At 34.8% G+C, this 24,819-nt stretch carries 27 protein-coding genes; 13 read left to right on the top strand and 14 right to left on the bottom strand.

Features of this window, described 5'->3' with window-relative positions:
• Window positions 1–18 precede the first annotated feature (18 nt).
• The 9 genes from NLM59_RS02925 to NLM59_RS02885 form a co-directional block, all read right to left on the bottom strand.
• A complete protein-coding gene (locus NLM59_RS02925) occupies window positions 19–999 on the bottom strand; it encodes an SDR family oxidoreductase (protein ID WP_304416247.1) in 981 nt (326 codons plus the stop codon).
• A complete protein-coding gene (locus NLM59_RS02920) occupies window positions 999–3,404 on the bottom strand; it encodes a GumC family protein (protein WP_304416246.1) in 2,406 nt (801 codons plus the stop codon). Before NLM59_RS02920 ends, NLM59_RS02925 begins: the two co-directional genes overlap by 1 nt.
• Window positions 3,405–3,407: 3 nt before the next feature.
• Window positions 3,408–4,157: a polysaccharide biosynthesis/export family protein gene (locus NLM59_RS02915; RefSeq protein ID WP_304416245.1), complete on the bottom strand. Its 750-nt coding sequence runs from the start codon at window positions 4,155–4,157 to the stop codon at window positions 3,408–3,410.
• A gap of 26 nt (window positions 4,158–4,183) precedes the next feature.
• A complete protein-coding gene (locus NLM59_RS02910) occupies window positions 4,184–6,151 on the bottom strand; it encodes a polysaccharide biosynthesis protein (protein ID WP_304416244.1) in 1,968 nt (655 codons plus the stop codon).
• Window positions 6,152–7,285 carry an aminotransferase class I/II-fold pyridoxal phosphate-dependent enzyme gene (locus NLM59_RS02905; RefSeq protein ID WP_304416243.1) on the bottom strand — a complete coding sequence of 378 codons (1,134 nt, stop codon included), beginning with the start codon at window positions 7,283–7,285 and terminating at the stop codon, window positions 6,152–6,154.
• A gap of 5 nt (window positions 7,286–7,290) precedes the next feature.
• Entirely contained in the window at window positions 7,291–7,881 is a 591-nt protein-coding gene (locus tag NLM59_RS02900) for an acetyltransferase (protein WP_304416242.1), read from the bottom strand.
• The gene (locus NLM59_RS02895; protein ID WP_304416241.1) at window positions 7,878–8,489 is read right to left on the bottom strand and encodes a sugar transferase; all 612 of its coding nucleotides are present in this window, start codon (window positions 8,487–8,489) and stop codon (window positions 7,878–7,880) included. Before NLM59_RS02895 ends, NLM59_RS02900 begins: the two co-directional genes overlap by 4 nt.
• 140 nt (window positions 8,490–8,629) lie before the next feature.
• Window positions 8,630–9,280 (bottom strand): 50S ribosomal protein L25/general stress protein Ctc, encoded by a 651-nt coding sequence (locus tag NLM59_RS02890; RefSeq protein WP_304416240.1) that lies wholly within the window; start codon window positions 9,278–9,280, stop codon window positions 8,630–8,632.
• Window positions 9,281–9,345: 65 nt separating this feature from the next.
• A complete protein-coding gene (locus NLM59_RS02885; protein ID WP_304416239.1) occupies window positions 9,346–10,281 on the bottom strand; it encodes a ribose-phosphate pyrophosphokinase in 936 nt (311 codons plus the stop codon).
• 205 nt (window positions 10,282–10,486) lie between these two features.
• Here NLM59_RS02885 and rpe point away from each other — a divergent pair, with 205 nt between their 5' ends.
• The 3 genes from rpe to NLM59_RS02870 all read left to right on the top strand — a co-directional run bounded on the left by rpe (window position 10,487) and on the right by NLM59_RS02870 (window position 12,907).
• Window positions 10,487–11,137, top strand: a complete 651-nt coding sequence (gene rpe / locus NLM59_RS02880; RefSeq protein ID WP_304416238.1) for a ribulose-phosphate 3-epimerase — start codon at window positions 10,487–10,489, stop codon at window positions 11,135–11,137.
• Between the two features lie 54 nt (window positions 11,138–11,191).
• The gene (locus tag NLM59_RS02875) at window positions 11,192–12,490 is read left to right on the top strand and encodes an OmpA family protein (protein ID WP_304416237.1); all 1,299 of its coding nucleotides are present in this window, start codon (window positions 11,192–11,194) and stop codon (window positions 12,488–12,490) included.
• A gap of 75 nt (window positions 12,491–12,565) precedes the next feature.
• The gene (locus NLM59_RS02870; protein WP_304416236.1) at window positions 12,566–12,907 is read left to right on the top strand and encodes a hypothetical protein; all 342 of its coding nucleotides are present in this window, start codon (window positions 12,566–12,568) and stop codon (window positions 12,905–12,907) included.
• An 88-nt stretch (window positions 12,908–12,995) separates the two neighbouring features.
• On the opposite strand, the gene NLM59_RS02865 is transcribed toward NLM59_RS02870, so the two are convergent.
• Complete coding sequence (locus NLM59_RS02865) at window positions 12,996–13,421, bottom strand: NUDIX hydrolase (protein WP_304416235.1); 426 nt, start codon at window positions 13,419–13,421, stop codon at window positions 12,996–12,998.
• Window positions 13,409–14,101: a tRNA (5-methylaminomethyl-2-thiouridine)(34)-methyltransferase MnmD gene (gene mnmD / locus NLM59_RS02860; RefSeq protein ID WP_304416234.1), complete on the bottom strand. Its 693-nt coding sequence runs from the start codon at window positions 14,099–14,101 to the stop codon at window positions 13,409–13,411. The genes NLM59_RS02865 and mnmD overlap by 13 nt, the downstream gene beginning before the upstream one ends.
• 103 nt (window positions 14,102–14,204) lie before the next feature.
• On the opposite strand from mnmD, the gene NLM59_RS02855 reads away from it, so the two are divergent.
• The 3 genes from NLM59_RS02855 (at window position 14,205) to NLM59_RS02845 (ending at window position 17,518) form a co-directional block, all read left to right on the top strand.
• Window positions 14,205–15,278, top strand: a complete 1,074-nt coding sequence (locus tag NLM59_RS02855) for a branched-chain amino acid aminotransferase (protein ID WP_304416233.1) — start codon at window positions 14,205–14,207, stop codon at window positions 15,276–15,278.
• 5 nt (window positions 15,279–15,283) lie between these two features.
• Window positions 15,284–16,462: a thiolase family protein gene (locus NLM59_RS02850; protein WP_304416232.1), complete on the top strand. Its 1,179-nt coding sequence runs from the start codon at window positions 15,284–15,286 to the stop codon at window positions 16,460–16,462.
• A 117-nt stretch (window positions 16,463–16,579) separates the two neighbouring features.
• Window positions 16,580–17,518: a mechanosensitive ion channel family protein gene (locus tag NLM59_RS02845; protein ID WP_304416231.1), complete on the top strand. Its 939-nt coding sequence runs from the start codon at window positions 16,580–16,582 to the stop codon at window positions 17,516–17,518.
• Window positions 17,519–17,531: 13 nt separating this feature from the next.
• On the opposite strand, the gene rsmD is transcribed toward NLM59_RS02845, so the two are convergent.
• The 3 genes from rsmD to NLM59_RS02830 are packed head-to-tail and all read right to left on the bottom strand — an operon-like array spanning window position 17,532 to window position 19,517.
• The gene (rsmD, locus tag NLM59_RS02840) at window positions 17,532–18,074 is read right to left on the bottom strand and encodes a 16S rRNA (guanine(966)-N(2))-methyltransferase RsmD (protein ID WP_304416230.1); all 543 of its coding nucleotides are present in this window, start codon (window positions 18,072–18,074) and stop codon (window positions 17,532–17,534) included.
• On the bottom strand, window positions 18,071–18,820 hold the full coding sequence (locus tag NLM59_RS02835) for a DUF3822 family protein (RefSeq protein WP_304416229.1): 750 nt from the start codon (window positions 18,818–18,820) through the stop codon (window positions 18,071–18,073). Before NLM59_RS02835 ends, rsmD begins: the two co-directional genes overlap by 4 nt.
• A 7-nt stretch (window positions 18,821–18,827) precedes the next feature.
• Complete coding sequence (locus tag NLM59_RS02830; protein WP_304416228.1) at window positions 18,828–19,517, bottom strand: hypothetical protein; 690 nt, start codon at window positions 19,515–19,517, stop codon at window positions 18,828–18,830.
• 113 nt (window positions 19,518–19,630) lie between these two features.
• Between NLM59_RS02830 and kdsB the strand changes: the two genes are divergently transcribed.
• The 7 genes from kdsB to NLM59_RS02795 all read left to right on the top strand — a co-directional run bounded on the left by kdsB (window position 19,631) and on the right by NLM59_RS02795 (window position 24,751).
• On the top strand, window positions 19,631–20,371 hold the full coding sequence (gene kdsB / locus NLM59_RS02825; protein WP_304416227.1) for a 3-deoxy-manno-octulosonate cytidylyltransferase: 741 nt from the start codon (window positions 19,631–19,633) through the stop codon (window positions 20,369–20,371).
• 33 nt (window positions 20,372–20,404) lie between these two features.
• Window positions 20,405–21,067: a LolA family protein gene (locus tag NLM59_RS02820; protein WP_304416226.1), complete on the top strand. Its 663-nt coding sequence runs from the start codon at window positions 20,405–20,407 to the stop codon at window positions 21,065–21,067.
• A gap of 2 nt (window positions 21,068–21,069) precedes the next feature.
• Window positions 21,070–21,303, top strand: a complete 234-nt coding sequence (locus NLM59_RS02815) for a DUF3820 family protein (protein ID WP_304416225.1) — start codon at window positions 21,070–21,072, stop codon at window positions 21,301–21,303.
• An 85-nt stretch (window positions 21,304–21,388) separates the two neighbouring features.
• Complete coding sequence (gene rbfA / locus NLM59_RS02810; protein ID WP_304416224.1) at window positions 21,389–21,748, top strand: 30S ribosome-binding factor RbfA; 360 nt, start codon at window positions 21,389–21,391, stop codon at window positions 21,746–21,748.
• Between the two features lie 21 nt (window positions 21,749–21,769).
• Complete coding sequence (locus NLM59_RS02805) at window positions 21,770–22,978, top strand: ABC transporter permease (RefSeq protein ID WP_304416223.1); 1,209 nt, start codon at window positions 21,770–21,772, stop codon at window positions 22,976–22,978.
• A gap of 90 nt (window positions 22,979–23,068) precedes the next feature.
• Window positions 23,069–23,599: a hypothetical protein gene (locus NLM59_RS02800; RefSeq protein WP_304416222.1), complete on the top strand. Its 531-nt coding sequence runs from the start codon at window positions 23,069–23,071 to the stop codon at window positions 23,597–23,599.
• Between the two features lie 6 nt (window positions 23,600–23,605).
• Window positions 23,606–24,751: an LOG family protein gene (locus NLM59_RS02795; protein ID WP_304416221.1), complete on the top strand. Its 1,146-nt coding sequence runs from the start codon at window positions 23,606–23,608 to the stop codon at window positions 24,749–24,751.
• Window positions 24,752–24,819: the final 68 nt, after the last annotated feature.

Below are 24,819 nucleotides of genomic sequence, written 5' to 3'. Positions count from 1 at the left end.
ATCTTTTATTCTAGGTTCTTATTTTAAATTTTCCCAATACCAAGCCACAGCTTCTTTTAAGCCATCCTTGAATACGTGGGTGGGTTGATAATTAAGTTTTTCTTGAGCTTTTTCAATAGAAGCGAGAGAGTGAGGGACATCACCTTTTCTATTTGGACCGTGTTTAATTTCAATTTCTGCAATTTTTGGATCATACTCAGCCAACATGGAGCGCAATAATTCTGCCATTTCTAGAATGCTGATTCGATCGCCTACAGCGGTATTGTAGACTTGATTTAATGCCCCTTGGTTATCTGTTTCAATAGCACGTAAATTCATTTGAACTACATTGTCAATATAGGTGAAATCACGGGAAAATGTACCATCTCCATTAATCACTGGAGATTCGTGTTTCATTAACTGCATAACAAATTTTGGAATCACTGCGGCATAGGCACCATTTGGATCTTGTCTACGACCAAAGACGTTAAAGTATCTTAAACCTATCGTATCTAAGCCATAAACCTTTTGAAATACATCGGCATAAACTTCATTCACTAATTTGGTAACTGCATAAGGAGATAGAGGTTTTCCTATCTTGTCCTCAACTTTAGGTAAAGCCGTAGAATCACCATAGGTAGAAGAACTTGCTGCATAAACAAATCGCTTAACATTGTTCTCTTTGGCAGCCACCAGCATATTTAGAAAGCCTCCTACATTTACTTCATTACTCGTAATAGGGTCGTTGATCGATCTAGGTACAGAACCTAGAGCCGCTTGATGAAGGATAAAGTCTACATCTTTACAGGCCTCTTGGCAAGTCTCTAAGTCTCTAATATCACCTTCCGTAAAGTAGAAATTTTCATTTTCTAAAAAAGGATTAATATTTTTTTTATGTCCCGTAGCAAAGTTATCAAGAGCCTTGACTTGGTATCCTTCACTTAATAATCTTTCTACTAAGTTAGATCCAATAAATCCTGCAGCTCCTGTTACTAATACGGTTGATGTTGTTTTACTCATTATTTTAAATTTATTCCAAAACTAGATAAGAATCTTTTTATAGGCGATCTTCTTCTATTGACAGTACCATAGCCATAGCCATAGCCATAATTATATTTGTAGCCATAAGCATAACCTGAGTGAGCTGTGGAAATATCATTTAGGGCAAAAACCACATTTTTCAACCTTCCTTCCTCTATCGAGTCCATAGGAACTTTAATCACATCTTTAGGAGTGAATTCTGATCGAGTTACATATACAGTTAAGTCAGCTGTACTACTAATATGATAGGTATCTGATACTAGAACTAAAGGAGCACTATCAATGACTATATAATCGTAAAGTTCTCTTAATTGTTCAATTAATTTATCAAACTTCTCACTCATTAATAACTCTGTTGGATTTGGCGGAATCTTACCTGAGAATATAATATGAGTCTTATTATCAGATTTGGAAACTTTAATTAACTCATCAAGAGAAACATCATCAGAATATAAATATTCTGTCAATCCAACTGCATTTTTACTTGATCTATCATATCGATGTAATTGAGGGTTTCGTATATCTGCCCCGATTATTATAGCTCTTTTACCTTGTAATTGACCTAAAACATGAGCATAGTTCATGGATACAAATGTTTTACCTTCTCCCTTTATACTAGAAGTTACCAGAATTACTTTACTTTTATTATTCGATAACCTTCTGGATATAACAAACTCAATATTTGTTCGCATAATACGAAAGGCTTCGGACATCACGCTCAGGTCACTCCCTACCAATTGAAACTCTTCATCCATTGATATTTTAGGAAGCTCAGCTACGATTGGCTCTCCTTTCACTAATTCTTCTAAATCACTTCTAGTTTCAATTTTGTTTTTAAGTAATTCTTTGGTGTATATAACTGCTAAAGGTAAAAGTAAACCTAAAGCGAAAGCACCAAAGTAATATCTTGATTTAACGGGTGCTACTGGTCCATAACTTGATGGTGGGTTCAAGACTTTAGCTTTTTCTCCCGTGATAGCTTTAGATATAGCGGCTTCCTCACGTTTTTGTAGAAGTAATAAATAAAGACTTTCTTTAATATGTTGTTGTCTATCAATTTCTCTATTTGTTCTTTCTAATTTAGGTATACTGCTTTTAATTGCCGAAAACTTTCCTAACTGCCCAGAAATATCATTTCTCATACTTTGTAAGGATGAGGTTTTTTTACTTATGTTTGAAAGAATAGCTGACTTACTACTTTGAATATTTGCTGTTAAGTTTTTTACATCAGGATAATCTTCTGTAGCTCCAGAGGCTAACAAGTTATTCCTTTCAGTAACCAGATTATTATAATGATTGACTGCAGCATTGGTGGCATTTGATCCATCACTAACATCGGATGGGAGAATTTCATCAATACCTTGTTTTTGTACATGATTTTTGTAAGATTGTACTAAACTTAATTGAGTTTCAATGTTCATTAAATTACTTTCCAAACCCGGTTTCATGTTTATACTTTGAGATGCCTCAGCTTCTAAATTAGCAATGGCGTTATCCTCTTTAAATGAAACTTTTGTTCCTTCTACTCCTCCCAGTTCTTCATTAATTTGTACAATACGTTCTTCTATGAACTCCTCAGTTTTTTCAAATTCCAGATTTTGATCACTTATAGACTCTTGATTATAAACTTTAACTAATTCTTGTAATATATCTTCAGATTTTAAAGTATTGATAGAGGTCATAGAAAGGTTAACAATTGTAGTCCCTTCAACCGTGTTGATATTAATTCTATTTTGAAGACCACGGGCAACTGAAGTTGGATTGCTAACGGTAACCTTAAATTCGTCAGATTTGGCATTAGATCCAATTGGGTTTTTTACAAAAACAAAAGTGTTTTTATCAATTAAAAGAGGTTTGTTTAATTGAGTGGAATAGATTTTACCATTTGTAGTTTGTAACTCAACATTGGGGTGCTTATATTTTACTTGAAACTGTTGTTGAATTGGTCTCAGGCTATCTGCCGCATAGGATTTTAGCAAAATAGGTAATTCACGACCATAGGCCTCCTTTTCAATTATTCTTCCTTCTCTATTATACTTATGATGCAAATCTAAATTACGAACAACTTGTGAAACGTTTCTCATAGATTTAAGAATTTGCATATCGTTAGAAATTCCCCCACTTAAATTTCCAGTTAAAGCAATATCACGTAGCAAAATATTAGTTCCTGGATTTTGTTTTCCATCTTTAACTAAAACACTGATAGTGGATTGATAAATTGGTGTTAAGTATCTAGTATAAAGCCATGCTGCAAAAAGAAAGAAAAGAATACTTAATAGAAATATAGGCCACCTTCTGACATAAGCTGCCACATCTCTTCTTAACTTTGCAGTACGCTGATGTGAAGATTCTTCTAAAAAGGGATTTTGGAGTTGGTTATTCATCTGTTATTTAAATAGTGCATATATGGTTAATACAAATCCTAAAACAGTTAGTCCATCTCTAATAGGGCGAGAATTAAATTCAATAGCTTTAGATTTAGTAGGCATGGCGTATAAAATGTCATTTTGACGAAGATAATAATACTCTGAATTGATTAAATTAGCATCTAGAAGATTTACAAATTTATGTTCACGTATACCATCAGTTGTACGAATTATCATTACGGAATCTCGTATGGCATATAAACTCATATCTCCTGACTTTGCAATTGCTTCCATAATACTCAGCTTTTCTGATTTAGATTCCACCACACCTGGGCGATTAAATTCACCAAGCATACTTACACGAAAATTGATATATCTAACGTTGACTATAGGGTCATTAACGTAAGTTTTAATTTTTTCTTCTAATAATATTGCTAATTCTTGCCTAGTTTTCCCAGCTGCTTGAATACTTCCTAGCATAGGCATTTCAATGTTACCATCGCTACTTACTACATACGCTGCTGGACTGTCTTCTGAAATACTTCGAGTGTTATTAACGCCACCACCTAAATTAAAAGGTTCCGCCAATTTAGGGTTGAAAGTGCTCACAACAATACTTAACGCATCACCAGTTTGTATTTTGGGATCTTCATATATTTCAGCAGTTTCATTAATTACCTGATCTATGTTTTGAAAATACCAAATATCTTTTTGCGTCCTACAGGAGGAAACTAAACTTATTAGTAACAATAATAAAATGATTCTATTCATAAGTTGTGTGATAGGTAAGTGCAAAATTAAGTAATATTTTCAGGATTAGCATCAAGGCATTCAAATTCAGAATTCTGACTTTTATATTCAGGAACTAAATCTTTTATCATTTGTACTAATTCATTTTTAGTTTTCTTCACCGTGGCGCGTGCAATCTCTTTGGTTTTCTCTTCCATTATGCTATAAGGCATGGTGATATCTTTGGCACGCATAATCTTTTCGTGATGTGTGGCTAAAGTCTTCGATTGATCACTCAGTAATTCCTCGTAAAGCTTTTCTCCTGGTCGTAAGCCAGTGATTTTAATTTCAATATCTACATCAGGCTCAAGTCCGCTCAGTTTAATCATCTTTTTAGCTAAATCAAGAATCTTAACGGGTTCTCCCATATCAAAGACAAAAATCTCACCCCCTTGTCCCATGGTTCCTGCTTGTAATACCAATTCGCAGGCTTCGGGAATGGTCATAAAATAACGAGTAATTTCCGGGTGAGTTAAGGTTAATGGACCACCCGCTTCAATTTGTTTTCTAAATAGAGGTATCACGGAACCATTCGATCCTAATACATTACCAAACCTGGTAGTAATAAATTTGGTGGTATTATTCTCTTTTTCTTGAAGGGATTGTACATATAATTCTGCAACACGTTTAGAAGCTCCCATAACATTGGTAGGGTTAACAGCCTTATCCGTAGAAATCATCACGAAACGATTGATCTTATATTCATTGGATAGATCTGCTAGAATTCTAGTCCCCATAATGTTGACGTAGATAGCCTCATGTGGGTTTTCTTCTACAATCGGTACATGCTTATAGGCAGCTGCATGATACACCATAGAAAAGTTGTACTTCTTAAATAAAGGTTCAATTCTATACTTATTACTCACATTGGCTAAATGGAAAACGAATTTAATCTCTGGATGTTTTTTCTCCATTTCTAGCTTAATGTCGTTTAGTGGTGTTTCAGCCTGATCAACTACTACCACTAAAGCGGGCTTAAATTGAGCTACTTTTCTTACGATTTCACTTCCGATAGAACCTGCTCCTCCCGTCACTAACACATTTTTCCCCAAATGTCTTTGGCTAATAGCATCATTCTCAATAGTAATTTGCTCTCGGTACAATAAGTCTTCAATCTCTAAAGAATGAATATTCTTTCTTTCGATTCCATTAGTTTCATCAAAGGATTGAAAAGGAATATGGTATAATTTAATCTTCTTCTGAATAAGTTGATTGATTAAATCTTGGTTTTCATCAGCGCGCATGTCTTTATCTGGGAAAACAATTCCATCGATTCTTTTATTCATAAAATCACTTTGAATAATCTTATCAATAGAAAAAATCTTCTTACCTAAAATTCGACTATTGCTTGGATGTTTTTGGCTTGAAATAAATCCAATCACATTAAATCCATTGCTTATGGTTTCATTCAACACATTGCCTATAGCAACCGCGCTATCATCCGTACCATAAACCATCACTTCTTTTACTACTTTATCATCCTTAAATTTTAAGAACATTAAGAAGGCTAATTTTACATAAAACCTAAATAAGGATAACATTAAAAAGGCTAAAAGGATGAAAAAGAAGAGAGGTGGGTCAAAGACCAATTTCTTTTCAGGATTCAAATACTGACCTTTAAAGAAGTAATAGCCATAGTTAAGTACTAAAATTGTAATTAAAGCACTAAAGGTCGCAAGCGATATTTTAATGATATCTCGAATGCTCGAATGTCGAACAATACCAGAAGAAACCTTAAATACATAAAGATAGAACACAACAATCCCCACTAGAAAGCTGAAAGTGAGATAGGTATTAAAAGATCCAAACTCCTTTATTCCCCAAATATTCATTAAGAAATAAGTGATTAATAAGGAAAAGATGACCGTACCTATATCAATAGACAAGATAGCCCATCTTGGTAGGTGATTGATAGCGTGTAGCTTCTCAGCTAGTTTGGCTAATAGTCCAGAATCTTTGACTTTAAAATTCATCATCTATACCAATTCTTGAAAGGCTTGTTTTATTCTGCTTAATTCTTCTTCCGTTAAGTTAGACCCAGAAGGTAAACATAAACCTTTATTAAACAATTCCTCAGAAACATTAGCTCCATAATAAGGTGCATCAGCAAAAATAGGCTGTAGATGCATAGGTTTCCACAACGGACGTGTTTCTATATTATATTTGTCGTTTAAAGAGATTCTTAAAGTTTCTCTTTTTTCGTAGGCCTTATTTCCTTCAAAAGTTAATGCGCTCAACCAAAAGTTTGAATAATAATCCTTAGTTGGTTCTTGCATAACTTTAATTTCTGCATGGTCTTGAAAAAGATCGGTATAAAACTCCTGATTCTTTCTTCTCTGATTAACTCGATCGGATAAAACTTCCATTTGTCCACAACCGATACCTGCAGAAACATTACTCAATCTATAATTATATCCCACATGACTATGTTGGTAGTGGGGAGCATTATCCCTTGCCTGAGTTGCTAAAAAGACAGCTTTGTCTTTTAATTGTTTGGTCTTGGTAACTAAAGCACCTCCACCTGAAGTCGTAATGATTTTATTTCCATTAAAGCTTAAAATAGAAATATCACCTAAAGTTCCACATTCCTGTCCTTTAAATGTACTACCTAAAGCTTCGGCACTATCCTCCACAATTGGAATTTCATATTTATCAGCAATACTTCTTAAAGCATCATGCTGATAAGGCATTCCATATAAATGTACGGCAACAATTGCTTTTGGTTTTTTACCTTTTTGAATTCTATCCTTAATGGCTTCTTCTAGGGCGTTAGGATCCATATTCCAAGTAGTCTCTTCGCTGTCCACGAATACGGGTGTAGCACCTAAGTATTTAATAGGGTTAGCAGAAGCACTAAAAGTCATACTTTGACAAATTACTTCATCATCTCTATCAACGCCTAATAAAATTAAAGCTAAATGTAATGCTGCTGTCCCTGAACTTAGAGCCGCAACTTGAATATCTTGGTCTAAGAAAGACTGGATCTTTTCTTCGAATAAAGTTACATTCGGTCCTAAAGGAGCAATCCAATTTTCATCAAATGCATTTTGAACATACTTTTGTTCAGTTCCGCCCATATGTGGCGATGAAAGCCATATTTTTGAATTCATAGAGTTTAGGTTTTAATTATTTTAGCTGGTGAACCAACTACGGTAGCGCCGTCGGGCACATCTTTTATAACAACACTGCCCGCTCCGACGGTGGCAAATTTACCAATTTTTATGCCTTGAATTACACATGCACCAATTCCTATATGTGTTGCTTCTCCAACTTTAACATTTCCAGCCAATGAGGCGTTAGGAGAAATGTGTACAAAGTCGTCTAAAACACAATCGTGATCTATGCTACATGCGGTATTTAATATACAATGTTTTCCAATTTTAGTATCTGCATTAATGCTGACGTTAGACATCACGACGCTGCCTTCATTTATCTCTACGCTAGGAGAAATAACACTACTAGCATGAATCGCAAGTGCATATTGTGGATACTTATATGAGATTTTTTTTCTAATCAGATTATTGCCAATCCCAATGATTATCTTATGCTCACTGAGATTTACTTGCTGCGGTTTAAGAAGCTTACATCCATAAAAAAGATCACCTTTATCAGCATCATCTACAAATAGGATATCTTCTGAAATCCTTTGTGACTTCAGAATGTCATGAATGACCTTGCCATGTCCGCTCGCTCCGTAAATAATCATGATGAACCTCTAAATTTATCCATGGTTACAGATGTATCTGAGCTAATTCCCTCGGACACAAAAACCTTTTTAATTGTTAAAAATAATATTTTAATGTCTAATAAAAAAGTAATATTGTCTACATACCACACATCATATTCAAATTTTTGCTCCCAAGAGATTGCATTACGTCCATTAACTTGTGCCCAACCTGTAATGCCTGGTCTAACTTCATGACGACGTTTCTGCGTAGCATTATACAGTTCTAAGTATTCGGGTAGGAGAGGACGAGGTCCTATTAAACTCATATCGCCTTTGATTACATTAAGCAATTGAGGAATTTCGTCTAAAGATGTTTTTCTAACAAATTGACCTACCTTGGTTAATCGCTCTGCATCCGATAATAAGTTTCCTTCTGCATCCTTTTTATCATTCATGGTTTTGAACTTGATGATATTAAAGAGTTTCTCGTCTTTTCCAGGGCGAGTTTGAAAGAAAAATGGTTTGCCTTGATTAGCAATACTAAGGAATAGGGTGATTAAAATAAAAATAGGAGATAAGACAATGAAGCCCAACAAGGCTGCACAAAAATCTAATAATCTCTTAAAAAAGGATTGATATAATTTCAATGCTCAGGTTTTTAGTAGGGTTGTGGCTATAAAAGTGAGAAAAAAGTTTCTACTTAAACAGCAAGTTAGTTAGGTTACAAATTTACATAAAAAAAGCTATCTTTTCAGATAGCTTCTTTTTATTTCTAAGGAAGAAAGAATTAATCTTCTGCATTTTCTTCAGCTGCATTTTCTGCACCTTCAGCTGCTCCTTCTTCTCCTTCAACTTCTTCGTCTTCATCTTCGTCGTCAATATCAACGATAGCCGTACGAGCAGTTTTAATCATACAAACAACTTGGTTGTCTGGGTGGATTAAATCATATTCGTCAGTTCTTAGATCCTTGATATATTTCTTGTGACCAATACGCATTGGAGTAATGTCGATTACGATTTCGTCTGGTAAGTTAGCTGGTAAAGCTCTTACTCTTAATTTTCTAACATTCTGACGTAAAACACCACCGGCAACAACACCACGAGCACGTCCAACTAAGTTAACTGGAATGTTCATAGTAATCTTAACATCTTCTGTGTATCTGTAGAAGTCTGCGTGTAAGATTTTGTCAGTTACTGGGTGAAACTGAATGTCTTTTAAAATACATGAGATGGCGTCGCCTCCGTCTAGCTCCAATACTACCGTGTGTGCTTCCGAGGTGTAAACCAAATCTTTGAACGAACGTTCGTCCGTAGAAAAATGAATTGGTTCAGCGCCACCGTAAACAACACAAGGAACTTGATCAGCATTACGTAAAGCCTTGGTATTTTTCTTGCCCACGCTTTCTCTTTTTTGTCCTTGAATCGTTAATGATTTCATTTATATAATATTTAATAATGTTTAATTTAAATTAAGATTGAAATTCAATCTCACACGTTTTCTGCTTAGATTACAAACTTGTTACTGATAGATTCTTTGCTATGTACCAAGTGCATTACTTCAGCGAAAAGTGGGGCGCAAGATACAACTTTTATTTTAGAAATATCATTTCTTTTAAGTGGAATTGAATCTGTTATGATTAATTCTTCTAAGGCAGAATTCTCAATTCTCTCGTAAGCATTTCCTGATAATACCGCATGGGTTGCCATAGCTCTTACGCTCTTAGCTCCCTTTTCCATCATCAAGTCCGCAGCTTGGGTAATGGTTCCAGCAGTATCTACCATATCATCTACCAAAATAACATTTCTGTCTTTAACGTCACCGATAAGCATCATGCGAGCAACTTTGTTTGCTTCTTTTCTTTCTTTATAACAGATTACAATGTCTGTATTGAAATGTTTAGCATAAGCATTTGCACGTTTTGCACCACCCATATCTGGGGAAGCCATGGTAATATTATCTAAGCTTAAACCATTTAAGTAATCTACAAAAATAGTAGAAGCAAATAAGTGATCAACAGGAATTTCAAAGAATCCTTGGATTTGGTCTGCGTGCAAATCCATCGTCATGATTCTTGTTGCTCCAGCAGCCGTTAATAAGTTAGCAACTAACTTTGCTCCAATAGGAACTCTAGGATTATCTTTACGGTCTTGTCTTGCATAACCATAATATGGTATAACAGCGGTAATGTTTTTAGCTGATGCTCTTTTAGCTGCATCACACATTAATAACATTTCCATTAGATTGATATCTGGCGTGAAGGTAGATCCGATTAAGAATACACGCGCACCTCGCACAGATTGTTCAAAAGAAGGTTGGTATTCACCATCGCTGAACTCTTGAAACTCGATTTTTCCCAAACGCTGTCCGTAATGGGAAGCAATATTCTCTGCTAAAACTTTACTTTGGCGTGTAGAAAATAATAATGCTGTTTGTTCCATTTTTTTGGTTTGTGCAAAAGTAAAGCAATATTTATAAAACATAAATTTTTAACCCACTTAATTTTGAGAATTATTTTTAACTCAAATTAAGCACTAAGCTTAAAATTGATATACCTTAATATATGCTTTCGAAAGAATGCTAAATTTTAGGATTAATTCTGATTAATTGCACAATTAATAGTATTTTAGCGACCAAATTTTTGGTATGGCATTGATTTCACCCTCGGTATTAGCAGCTGATTTTTTGCATTTGGCAAAAGATATAGAATTAGTTAACCAAAGTCAGGCAGATTGGTTTCACTTGGATATCATGGACGGTGTTTTCGTTCCCAATATATCTTATGGTATGCCAGTCATGAAATCGATTCAGTCTTTAGCTCAAAAACCATTAGATGTACATTTAATGATTATCGAGCCAGAAAGATACTTTGAGGAGTTTCAAAAGCTAGGCGCTGAATATTTAACGATTCATGCAGAGGCGAGCACACACTTGCATCGTTCAATTCAAGTGATTAAAAGCCTTGGAATGAAAGCAGGAGTGGCATTAAATCCTCATACACCAATTTCTGCGGTAGAAGAGGTGATTCAGGATATTGATTTATTATTGATCATGTCGGTTAATCCTGGGTTTGGCGGACAAAAATTTATTGAAAACACTTATTCTAAAATTGAAAAAGCGAAGGATTTAATTATTCAAAAAAATGCTTCAACTTTAATTGAAATTGATGGTGGTGTTAATGTGGAAAATGCAAGTAAATTAATCGCTTGTGGAGCAGATGCATTGGTGGCAGGTAGCGCTGTTTTTGCTAATGAAAATCCTACGCAGGTGATTTCAGATTTAAAAAATGCACATTAATTCACTCCAATTATAAAAAATATTATATCTTTATTTCTTTAATAAATTGATTTTATGAAAAAATTCAACCAGCTATTACTTTTATTTCTTTTGATAAGCGCTGGAGTACATGCACAAGAGGTTAACGAAGACGAGATTCAAGTTCAGCCCATTAGTAACCACTATGATTGGCAAATAGGCATTAGTATGTTTGCAACCGATCATACCTCTGTAAGAGGCTTCGGTGATGGTTTTTTTGATTTCGATGACTATAGTGTTGTTCCATTCCCAGCGAAACTTACAATTGTTAAAGGTTTGAACAGATCCTTTGATATGGATGTATCGGCCAATTTAGGTCAAATTGATAATAAGCGTTTAAATGTAGAAAATGAGTTTATGGTAAACGGAACTTTAGGTTTACGTTACCGTTTAGCGAATGGATACATTTTAAACCCAACTTCATGGTTTGATCCATATTTACGTGTTGGTGCTGGTATTCATCACTTAGATTACCAAGACATGGAGTTTACAAATGTTGTAGATGAACAAGGTCATCCCATCAGTAACGGAGCGGTTGCTGCAAGCGATCACTTTGCAATGACAGGGGGATTAGGTATCAACTTTTGGTTCGCTGAAAAGTTTGGTGCTAATATTATGAGTGAATACTACCACATGAGAGGTATGGAAGGAGATAATATCGACTTTTTCCAACATTCAGCAGGTTTAGTATTTAGATTTGGAAAATTAGACCGCGATGGTGACGGTATTCCTGATAGAGAGGATGAATGTCCAGATACGCCAGGTTTAGCTAAATTTAATGGTTGTCCTGATACAGATGGTGATGGTTTACCAGATCACGAAGATGAATGTCCATTAGAGCCAGGTCCAATCGAGAACAATGGTTGTCCTTACCAAGATAGAGATGGTGATGGTATCCTTGACGATGTAGATGAGTGTCCAGATACTCCAGGTTTAATTGAGTACGACGGTTGTCCTCCTCCGATTAGAGTAATCGAAGAGCCAGAACCAGAAGCTCCTAAGCAAATTGTATTCGAAGATGTATTGTTCGAGTTTGATAGCTTCACGATTAAGATGAGTGAGTATGGTTCTATTGAAGAAGCAGCTGCTGAGATTAAAGCTACTGATGGATTCTACTATGTAGATGGTCATACAGACGTTAGAGGTGCTGATGCTTATAACGACAAGTTATCTCAGAGACGTGCACAAGCTGTAGCTGATGCCTTAATTAAAGAAGGTGTTGATGCTAGCAAACTTCAAGTACGCGGAATGGGTGAGAGATTCCCAATCTGTAATGAAGATACAGAAGAGTGTCACGAGATCAACAGACGAGTAGAAATTCTACGTAAGAATTAGAATTTATAATTATATTTGTAAAAGGCTTCGGTGTAAAACCCGAAGCCTTTTGTTTTTAATAAAGATTTAAATAAAATGACAGAAATAGAAAAGTGGGATAGAATCTTGGAGTTTTTTAAGGTGAATTTCACCGATGGAGAAACCATAGATTTAGATGGGATATTGTTTTTAATAGGTGTTCAAGAGCTAGGGAAAGGTCAAGCTAAATTTAAGAAAGACGAAAAGGTGAATTTAATGCACATCGCCGTTTGTCGTCTTCTCGAGCCTTATGGCTACTATAGATTTGATGGTAAAGATGCAGATGGTTGGCCTCAGTTTGAGTTGATCTCAGAATTACCAGAACTTAAATCTAACGAACAAGCTTTGCTAATGAAGAAAGCAATTATTCTTTATTTCGAAGAGCAGGGATTGATTTAAATAGCGATAGACTATATTAAAAGTATTAAATAGTAAAACCTAAGCATTGGCTTAGGTTTTTTTTGTTTTTAATAGATTGAAGGAGGAGTTATTTTAATTGAGACATTAGTTTTTTTACCACGACTTGATCAATTGGAAGATTAACATGATTAGTGGAAAGTTCCTTAAGAGGCACCCAAATCAATTCTTGAATGGCCTGATCGAACTTGGTTAAATCCTCTATATTATCCACCTTGGCTTTATAATATATGGTAAGTAATTGTTCGTTGGCTCTAAATTTAGAAACCATAAATTCTTCTTGGGTGTAGAAATGACTTGCTTCAGTTAGGTTAAGGTTTAATTCCTCTTTTAATTCTCTCTTTAAACCTTCGATTAAGCTTTCACCGAATTCTAAACCACCGCCGGGGAATTTAAATAAAATTTCTCCTGCGTAGGGTTCTTTAAGTATTAATAAAGCATCTTGGTGGATGATAAGTCCATATACCCTTATATTAAATGTATCTATTTTTTCCATGCATTAATCATTTCTCTTTTACCTGGAGGTCCGGCTAGTTTTTCAACGATAAAACCACATACTTGTAAGGCACGTTTTGTGTGTCCGTTGCACGCATAGGTGGTAAGTAAACCATCTTTCTTAAGACTTAAAAATATCTTTTCAAAAATCTCTTCCGACCATAGTTCTGGCTGTACCCGCATTCCGAATACATCAAAGAATACAATATCATAAGTCTCTTTTTTCAGTCTAACCTCTCTAAAGTCGACCTCTTGCTTAAATAACTCAAAAAAATCAGTCAAATTTACTTTTTCTTCCCATTTTGCTTGATGCATTTTTAAGAAAAAATCGTATATTGGGTCGGCTTGAAGATTAGTATATTTTTGTGCTATAACTTGATGAAAATCCATGGCTTCGACTTCTGTGGTGGAAACTGGAAATTTCTCAAGACTAGTATAGTTTATACGTTTGGAATGGTCGCGAGACCAGATAAAAGAAAGTAAGGCATTTAAACCTGTGCCGAAACCATATTCAAGGACATTAATCACGTTGGAATCAATTAATTTTTCCAATCCATTTGTTATGAATACATGCTCTGCTTCTCTCAAAGCTCCATGCTTAGAATGATAGCTTTCATTCCAATCTGGAATGTAAAGAGTTTTGCTTCCGTCTTGGGTTATTTTGATTTCGCGTTTTAACATATTTCGTTAAAAATCAGGTGAAGTGTTAATTTTTCTTTTATTAATTCCATAAATATAATTAAATTTGAAGAGCTATAAATATAAGAATTTTAAAAATATAACGATGTATATAGAAAAAGTGAAAAGCTCTCGACTAACACCCGAAAGTTTAGAAATCAAAACTTTTGGTAACACCTTTGCAGATCACATGTTGGTTTGTAACTATAAAGATGGCGTTTGGGGCGAGGCTAAAATTATTCCATTTCAAGAAATGAGTTTCTCTCCTGCTATGCAAGCAATCCACTACGGACAAGCTTGTTTTGAGGGAATGAAAGCTTATAAAGATGAAAATGGTGACGTATTTATGTTCCGTCCTGAAAAGAACTTCGAAAGAATCAACAATTCTGCGATTCGTTTGAATATGCCTACAGTTCCAAAGGAAGTTTTCATGGATGGGTTAAAAGCTCTATTAGATATCGATAGAGATTGGGTTCCGCCAACTTATGGTATGGCTTTATACCTTAGACCATTCATTTTTGCTACTGAGCCAATGATTACTGCTAGATCTTCAGAAGAGTTTATGTTCTGTGTGATTACTGCGGTTGCTCCTGATTACTATGCTAAACCATTACGCGTTAAGATTGCAGATAAATATTCTAGATCGGCGAACGGAGGTGTAGGTTATGCTAAAGCAGCTGGTAACTATGCGGCTTCTTTCTATCCTACAAAATTAGCAAGAGAAGAAGGATTCGACCAAGTTATTTGGACTGATGCTAGTACGCATGAATTTATTGAAGAGGCAGGTACTATGAACGTATTTGTTAGAATTAACGATACTTTAATTACAGCGCCTATTTCGGAAAGAATTTTAAACGGAGTAACTCGTAATAGTCTTATCAATATCGCTAAACACAATGGTTGGAAAGTTGAAGAAAGACCAATTAAAGTAAGCGAAATGAAAGCAGCACACAAAGACGGAAGCTTGAAAGAAGTATTCGGTTGTGGTACGGCTGTAGTTTTAAACACTTTCTCAGCTATCGGTTATCCAGACGAAACACTAGACTTAGCTGATATGCCAATGGAAGAGTCTTGGGGTAAACAATTGAAAAAACAATTGATGGACATCCAAAATAACAAATCAGAAGATCCATTTGGTTGGAGAGTGAAAGTAGAAAAGAATTTAGTTAACACATTATAATTATTATGAAAGAAGTTTATATAGTATCAGCTGTTAGAACTCCAATCGGTAGTTTTCTAGGTAGTTTATCAACTGTTCCTGCTACCAAATTAGGTTCAATAGCAATCAAAGGTGCTTTAGATAAAATTGGTTTGTCGGCAGATAAAGTAGAAGAAGTTTACATGGGTAACGTTCTTCAAGCTGGTGAAGGTCAGGCGCCTGCAAGACAAGCTGCATTAGGAGCAGGTCTTCCTAATAATGTTCCTTGTACAACTGTGAACAAAGTTTGTGCATCTGGATTAAAAGCAGTTATGCAAGCAGCTCAAGCTATTAAAGCAGGAGACGCTGATGTGATTGTTGCTGGAGGAATGGAAAATATGTCAATGACTCCTTTCTATTCAATGACAGCTAGAACTGGTAATAAATTCGGAAATACACAATTAATCGATGGTATCGTTAATGATGGATTAACTGATGCTTATGATAAAAATGTAATGGGAGTTTGTGCAGATTTATGTGCTACTGAGTATAACTTCTCTAGAGAAGACCAAGATAACTTTGCTGTTGAATCTTATAACAGATCAACTAAAGCTTGGGCTGAAGGTAGATTCGATGAGGAAATTGTTCCTGTTGAAGTACCACAAAGAAGAGGAGAGCCTATTATTGTTAAAGAAGACGAGGAGTACAAGAACATCAAATTAGATAGAGTTCCAAGTTTACGTCCAGCTTTTACTAAAGACGGAACTGTAACTGCGGCTAACGCATCTACTTTAAATGATGGAGCTTCTGCAGTTGTTTTAATGTCTAAAGAAAAGGCAGAAGAATTAGGGTTAAAACCATTAGCTAAAATCGTTGGCTATGCAGATGCAGCTCACGAGCCAGAGTGGTTTACAACAGCTCCAGCAAAAGCACTTCCTAAGGCGGTTGCTAAAGCAGGATTAAAAATGACAGACCTTGATTACTTTGAATTAAACGAAGCATTCTCGGTAGTTGGATTGGCTAACATTAAATTATTAGACTTAGATCCAGCTAAAGTTAACGTGAACGGTGGAGCGGTTTCATTAGGACACCCACTAGGAAACTCAGGATCTAGAATTTTGGTTACCTTAATCAATGTATTGAAGCAAAATGCTGGTAAATACGGAGGTATCGGAATTTGTAATGGTGGAGGTGGAGCCTCTTCTATGGTGATTGAGAATATGTAATATTTACGTTGAATTAAATTCAGTAAATTATAAATTAAAAAGCGTTCAGAGATGAACGCTTTTTTTTGTGTCAAATCCTTATATTTAGCATTATTTTCGATTCGGAGACTTATGAGCATGTTTAAATTCCTATTATTGATTCAGCAAGAGACAGAAGATTCTGACTTAGGAAAGGATGTGGAGAAAGTTTCTGAAGGATTTAAGTCCTCGTGGGATAAAATGTGGGAAAGAATCTTTAGCTGGAAAGAATCTTTGATAGAATATCTTCCGGAAATCATTTTGTCTTTGATCGTTTTTACGCTCTGCTATATCCTAAGTATCTATACGAAACGATGGGTTAAGAAACTTCTCAGCAAAGTCATTAAACGTGCTTCGATTCGTTCATTGGTAGCAAATGTGGTTTCAATTTTAATCATTTTAACAGGAGTTGTGATTGCTGTAAGCTTATTGAACATGAGCAACTTGTTAAAAGGTATTTTAGCAGCAGGGGGAATTGCTGGTTTGGCAGTTGCGCTCGCTTTTCAAGGAGCTTTGGCCAATACATTTTCGGGGGTATTTATTTCCTTAAATGATATAATGAACGTTGGAGACTATGTGGAAACCAACGGTTATGCTGGAACCATTGAAGAAATAACTTTGCGCAACACAAGAATTAGAGAGGTAGATAATAATATTGTGGTGATTCCCAATAAGATGATTATTGAAAATCCATTTAAAAACTATGGATTAACACCAAGAATTAGAACTAAAATTACCTGTGGAGTGCATTATGACTGTGATATGCGCTTTGTTAAGGAACTAGCAACAGACGCCATTAGTAAACATTTCTCTCAATTAGATTATGAACGAGTTGAGTTTCATTGGCTGGAATTTGGTGATAGCTCGATTAATTTTCAAATAAGATTTTGGATCGCCGCGGAATCATATCTCAATGTGTATGAAGCTAAGTCTGAAGCTATGATGGTCATCAAAGAAGTATTCGATGAAAACTCAATCAATATTCCATATCCTATTCGAACCCTGGAATGGGCGAATCCAAAAGATGCACTAGAATAGATTTTAATTTTAATTAAAGATAAAAGAAACTAAAGTTTACGTTTCCATATTTCTTATGCTCAGAGAACTTAGGATGATCTTCGAAGCTAATGTTTTTTGGATGTTCTAGAATAAACATACCTTCTTCTTCGATATAGTCATTGTCAAAAACAAGAGAGACAATTTTATTGTAATCCTCTTCTTCTAAATCGTATGGCGGATCAGCAAAAACGACATCATATTTGTCGTGTAAGCTACGTGTCAGGAATTGAAAAACATCATGTTTGAAAACTTCGATTTCTTTGGCTTCAATTTTCTCGATGCTTTCATTAATAAACTGAACACAAGTAGGGTTTTGTTCTACAGCGTCCACTTTAACTGCACCACGAGACGCGAACTCCAAGCTTATGCTACCAATACCCGCAAATAAATCTAAAACCTTGATTTCATCCAAGTAGAGCTGGTGATTCAAAATATTGAATAATGCTTCTTTCGCAAAATCGGTGGTGGGTCTTGTTGGTAAGTTGTTGGGAGCGATAAATCGTCTTCCTTTCCATTTTCCTGATATGATTCTCATGATAAGTTTTGTAGTTCGGTGTAATAAGATAATTCGGTAGTATTGGAAATTCCAGGCATCACATGACGAACGAAGTTCATCAACATTTTTAAGCTGGCCTCTTCCAAATCTCCTCCAAAATAATAGACTTCAACCTCGTTGGGGTCGAGTTCGAGTTGTTTGAAGCTATTTAGTATATAGTAAACCAAATCTTCTTTGGTTGCAATTTCAAAGATATTATAAAAGTATAATCCCTGGTTTTTAAATGCTAAAAGCTCTAATTGATTCGTGTGAATATTTAAAAATATTTGAGCCTTATCATCTTCTAATTTAAAACTATTGATGAAAAGGGCAGAAGCGCTTTCTATTTTTGCTCCTTTAAATTTCCTATCGATAATTTCCTTTAACTCTAGTGGATAGGCATAAATCAACTCTGCATCATAAGCTGAAAGCTCAGTGGTTTCTATACTATCGCCTTCAAATATTTCAGCATTGAACTCCAACCATTTTTGGGCATCTGGTTCTGCCTCGAAATAGCTGCTCGGAATAATATTAAATTGATCTCCTAAATAAGCCAAATGAATTTCATCGTAAGTTTGATTTAAATATAATTGTTGATCTAACTTCTGACTCAATAACTCATAGAAAGTAGTCTCTTGAGAAGCTTCAAATCGAACTTTTTCGGTATGAATCAACTCAGAGTCTTTTGCTACACAAAAAGAAAATCCATCCTTCAAGAAAAGGATGGATAGTTTTTTAATTGCCATAATAGGATTATTTGTTTAAACCGCCTCGTTTATCTTTCATAATTCTATCTACTTCAGATGACCAGTTTCCTTCTAATGTAGGACGTCTATCGCTACCCACTTGAATTTCATCTGCTTTAACTGCTGAAGTTTCGTCGTTCATTTCTCTGTTGATGTAATCATCACCAAGACCTGCTAAAACTGCTCTTTTGCTAACAGATGCTTTGAATAAGTGATCTCTTTGAACATTGGTACTATCTGTACCAACCACTCTATCTACATAAGATGCATACATCTCGATAGGAATGTTTTTACCTTCAATCGGAACAAAACCAAAGTTCTCCACAGAACGGTTTCCAAGAATTGAATCTTTAACGCTTGTTTGAGATACAATTGTGTCGATAATTGTAAAACTCTTCATTACATCAATTCTTTTTCTTTCATCATAAACATAGCCAGAAGAATCTTTACGGTTAATCATGTAGATTTTACCTTCGTTTAAGTATTGCTTAAGCGAATCTAGATTGTCTGTATACTCACCTTTATATACTCTGTAAAGACGCTGAGCATTGGCTACATCTTGTAACTGTTCTGCTGCAATAGCGTAACGCACAAGCCTTTGTTGGTTGAAATTCACCAATCCATCAACTGATCGGTAGATCATAAAAGATAAGAAAAGAGCTAAAATTAATAGAGCTATTTTTATAATGTTCTTCATAGTACCTAAATTATTCACCAAATATAAATTAAATTTAAAAGAAACTTAAAATATTCTTTTAAAAAACTTTAATTTGCCTTCTTTAATTGTCTAATGTAAACAAATAAAATCAAATGAAAGTAGTCGCTGTTATTCCTGCACGTTTTGGTGCTACACGTTTTCCCGGTAAGCTATTAAAGAAGCTTGGCGAACACTCGGTGATTGCTACCACTTATTTAGCTGTGAAGAATGCGGGATTGTTTGATGAGGTGATTGTGGCGGCAGATGATGAAAAGATAATACAAGACATTGAAGGTGTACAAGGTAAGGCCGTAATGACTTCACCAAACCATGCGAGCGGAAGTGATAGAATTGCAGAAGTGATTCAATATATTGACGTAGATGTCATTGTAAATGTTCAAGGTGACGAGCCTTTTACAGCTACCCAAGCTCTAGCATCCTTAATAGATGTATTTAAAAATGATCATGACAAAAAGGTAGATGTGGCGACTTTAATGGAAAAATTGGAGCGTAAAGAAGATATTCAAAACCCTAACAACGTTAAAGTAGTAGTTGGTAATAATATGGATGCGCTTTATTTCTCTCGTTCCGCCATTCCTTTTGTTAGAGATGAAAATGTTGTGGTAGATTATTTTAAACATGTTGGAATTTATGCTTATCGCAAGAAAGCTTTGTTGGCTTTTACTCAGCTTGAACCAGGAACTTTAGAAATGGCAGAGAAATTAGAGCAGTTACGTTATTTAGAAAATGGTTATAGAATAAAAGTGGTTGAGACTCAATATAAAACTATTGGAATTGACACTCCAGAGGATTTAGAAGAAGCTCGGGTTTATCTTGGAAACTTGGAACAATAGTTGGATATTGAAAAGCTTAATTTATATTTGAAGATGAATAAAATTTTCGCATTATTTCTATTAATCAGTATTGGGTTTTTAAATGCCCAAAGTGCTGAGGAAATTATTGACAAACATTTAGAAGTTACAGGTGGAATCGAAGCTTGGAACAATCTGAATAGTATTATTATAGATGGTCAAGTGTCGATTGACGTTAGCGATGGGGTACATATTAAAATAGAACACGCTAGACCTTATTTTAAAAGAGTGAGTTATATCGTTGATGGCAAAGAGATGTTGAGTGAAGGTTTTGATGGAGAACAGGCCTATACTTATAATGAGCTTGACGGGAATTATAAGAAATTAGCTAATTATCAGAAGGATGCATTTGAAACTGATATTTTAAATTATAAAAAGAAAGGTTTCAAAGTGAGTTTAATGGGTAAAGAAAAGTTAAATTCAAAAGATGTATTTAAGGTAAAGCTAACTAAAAACACAGTTGAAAATTATTATTGGTTTGATGCGAAAAACTTTCAATTATTGAAAGAACAAAATGAGTTAGAAACCGTAAATTATTCAGAATTTAAGAAAGTTGGTAAACTGAGTTTTGCTCATAGAATGGAGGCTACGCCAGTAGGAGGAAAGGAGTATGTTGTGATTTTCGATAAGATTATTCCGAATGCTGCGATTCCTGCAGAACGATTTATATTTAATTAATTTTGGATAAAAAAGTACTGCTAGATACCGTTAGAACACCGATGCCTTTTGGTAAATATAAAGGTAAAATGATTTCAGATTTACCTATTTCTTATTTGGAATGGTTTCAACGAAAGGGATTTCCTCCAGGGAAATTAGGTATGTTGATGTCCACCGTTTTTGAAATTAAAACCAACGGACTCGACGAGATCTTATATAAAATAAAACAAATAGCCTCAAGCGCAGGCCGAAACTGATTTTAAAATCCGTAATTTTGTCAAAAGTTCGTAGTAATGGCTTCTGCCAAACACGAATTTTATAGCTATTTTAAACACTACAATCATGGAAAGCAATCGACTTAATAAAGTAAATCAACTGATTCAAAAGGATATGGCCGATATCTTCAGAAAATTGACCAGTAAAATTGGTCGCAATATGTTGATTACGGTCACTGAGGTTAGAACAACTTCAGATTTATCTATTTCTAAAGTTTACTTAAGTATTTTTCCAACCAACAATACTGATAAGGTGATGGAGTTTGTGAAAGAAAATCATGCTTTTATTAGAGGTGAGTTAGGAAATAGAATTGGTAAACAAATGCGTATTGTTCCTGAATTACAATTCTTTGTAGATGTTACTTTAGATAAAGCCGATGAAATTGATAGAGCTTTAAAAGGTAAAGGCGACAATCCAGTATTATAATTAGTTGATTTTAAATCATCAATGAATCTATTTCCCTTTAAACTTGCACGAAAGTATGTCTTCTCTGGTAAAAATGCCATTGAAGTAAACGTGATATCTTGGATTGCATTTTTAGCCTTGGGATTTGTCACCGCATGTTTGTTTATCATCATGTCGGTTTTCACGGGATTAGAGAGCGTAAACCTTCAATTTTATTCCAATATCAACCCTGAAATTGCTATTTCACCTGCGAAAGGAAAAACCATTCAATCTTCTGCAGAGTTTGAGAAAAAGTTGAATGAGATATTAGCTTTTGATGAGGTGGAAACTCTTAGTAAAGTTATTGAAGAAAGAGCTTTTATTCGCTATAATAACAAGAATCATATTGTAACTTTAAAGGGTATCGATGAGAATTTCAATCAAATTTTTCGTTTGGATACCATGGTTAGAATTGGTGATCCTTTAGGTAGAGAATATTTAGACGAAATTGTAATTGGGACGGAAGTTTCTTCTCGATTATCATTATTCACCGACCCAGATTTGCCAGTTCAACTTTATGTTCCTAAACCAGGAAAAGGTTTAATCAGCAATGAAGAGGATGCTGTAAACAAAGTCATGGCATTTTCATCTGGTATATTCTTTATCAATGATAAGTTTGCCAACTATGTTTTTTCTAACTTGGAGCTTGCTCAAGCTTTATTAAATTATAATGAAGGACAATTCTCAGGAATCGAAATTAAAGCAAATACAGGTGATTTAGATAAACTTAAACGTAGGATTCAGAATATTATCGGCGACGATTATCAGGTTAAAACACGACAGGAAATCGATGCTGCTTTCTTGAAAATGATGAATACAGAAAACTTAATTATCTACTTGATTTGTTTCTTAATTCTAATCATTGCAAGTTTTAATTTAGCAGGATCCATCGCTATTTTAATTTTAGATAAAGCACCCGAATCTAGAACTTTACACAGCATGGGCTTCAATAATAATTCCTTACGTAAAACCTACTTCTACACTGGAATGCTTATCACTTTATATGCGCTTATATTTGGTTTGTTGGTAGGAAGTTTCTTTGCTTGGATGCAACATGAATTTAGTCTAGTGATGGTGAGTTTTAATGTTCCATTCCCAGTTAAATTTACCGTTCAAAACTATCTTATTACAATTATTAGTGTGATGGGGATTGGTTTATTAGTTTCTTGGTTTGTGAGTAGAAATGCCAAGATCAAGGAGCAAGCTCATTAAATAGAAAGGGAAATCTGATTTTCAATTTCTTACTAAGAAGAATCCTTGATAAGATTCTATTTCAAGAAAATATTATCTAACTTTGATTTTATGTCATTACCCAAAAAATTACTTTCAGATGTAACTGGAGAGGTCTTCGAGAACTGTTCGGTATGCGAGAATAAGCTAGATGATCAACTCTATTTTGTAGAAAAAGCTTATCATAGAAATCTAGGTGATAGCAATCATACAGCTATATTCGAATATGCGATTTGCGAATCTTGCAAACGTGACATGATGAAAAAAGTCTCAAGAGAATCTATGCTTAAAATGCAAGATTTTATGAGGCAACATCAGGAAGAAATGGAGGAGATGATGCACGTGGAGAACGATTTAGAACATTGTTCTTTTACACAACAACCTATTGAAGAGTTAGATGAATATCATGTGATTGGCGTTATTAAAGATGGTGAAACTCAGATCTCACCTATGGTATTCGGTCCAAAAATATTAGAATCATATCAAGAATTATTGTCTGAGGAAACCAAGGATTTCTTTGATGATTTTAATAATAATTTCATTGATATTCCACCCGAATTAAAGAAGATTTTCGATAAAGATATTAAACCTGTATTATTTTAAATTACTATGGAGTCAGGCATACTTATTAATAGCTTAACGGCTTGGTACAACTATACAAAAGAGAGTAAAGATCTCACGGATTTAGTAATTCAAGGAATTAATTTTAGGAACGAAAAAATTGATTGGAGTCAGTTTGTGTATGAAAATACTACTTTTCTAAGCTGTGCATTTAATCGAAATCAAGCTACCGAAGTGATTTCACATGGAGCGATTGTATATCCGAAATTCAAAAACCTTCCTTACAATCCCAATCGAAACACCCTTTATACGTATCAAGAATTATTAGAGGGCTATAATTTTGAAAATGATGCTTCAGTAGATTTAAAAATCTATCAGCGTTTTGTTAAAAATAAATATAATCCACCTCTTGTAGAGGCTATGGCGCAGCGTTTACATGATTTTAATATAGACGAAAGTTTACGCAGACTTATGGGCTTCGACAAAAAAGGTATGACCGAAAAGAAAGCCGTAGGTTTTATGGGTGGACATGCAACCCGTCGAGGTTCAGAATATTATGTAAAAGTGGCTAAAGCGGCTAAGTTATTGGCTGAGAAGGATTATTATATCATGACAGGTGGTGGTCCTGGTATTATGGAAGCCGCTAATTTGGGAGCTTATATGGCAGGTAGATCTGATGAGGATTTAGCTACGGCTATCGAGATTTTAAGTGATTTAGATTTCGATAATCAAATTGAAATTCCAAGGGATTATTTAGCTAAAAACTATGTAAATAATGCCTTAAAAGTGCTTGAGATGTTCCCGAATGGAAAAGAAAATCTAGCGATTCCAACTTGGTTCTATGGTCACGAACCTAGTAATGTATTTGCTTCTCATATTGCTAAATATTTCTCAAATTCATTAAGAGAAGATACTTTGCTAGCGATGGCACTCTATGGTGTTGTTTATGCACCAGGAAGTGCAGGAACTACCCAAGAAATCTTCCAAGAGGCTGCTCAAAATCATTATGGAACTTTCGGGTATTATAGTCCTATGGTTTTCTTAAGCAAGAAACGATATGTAGAAGATACTTCTTTATATTCTGTGCTGCATCAATTGGCAGTAGACCAGCCTTACAAAGAATTACTTTACTTAACGGACGATCCAGAACTTGTATCAGAATTTATTCAAAATCATCCACCAGTTCCAGTATAATAAAATATTGTATTGTAGTTTTATAGCTATATTTTAAAGATAAATCTAGCTATGCGCTCATAATTTTG

It is taken from the genome of Profundicola chukchiensis (assembly GCF_029664245.1).
Lineage (GTDB): Bacteria > Bacteroidota > Bacteroidia > Flavobacteriales > Weeksellaceae > Profundicola > Profundicola chukchiensis.
Note: the sequence above shows the minus strand (reverse complement) of the source record. Positions and strands in the feature narration are given on the sequence as shown.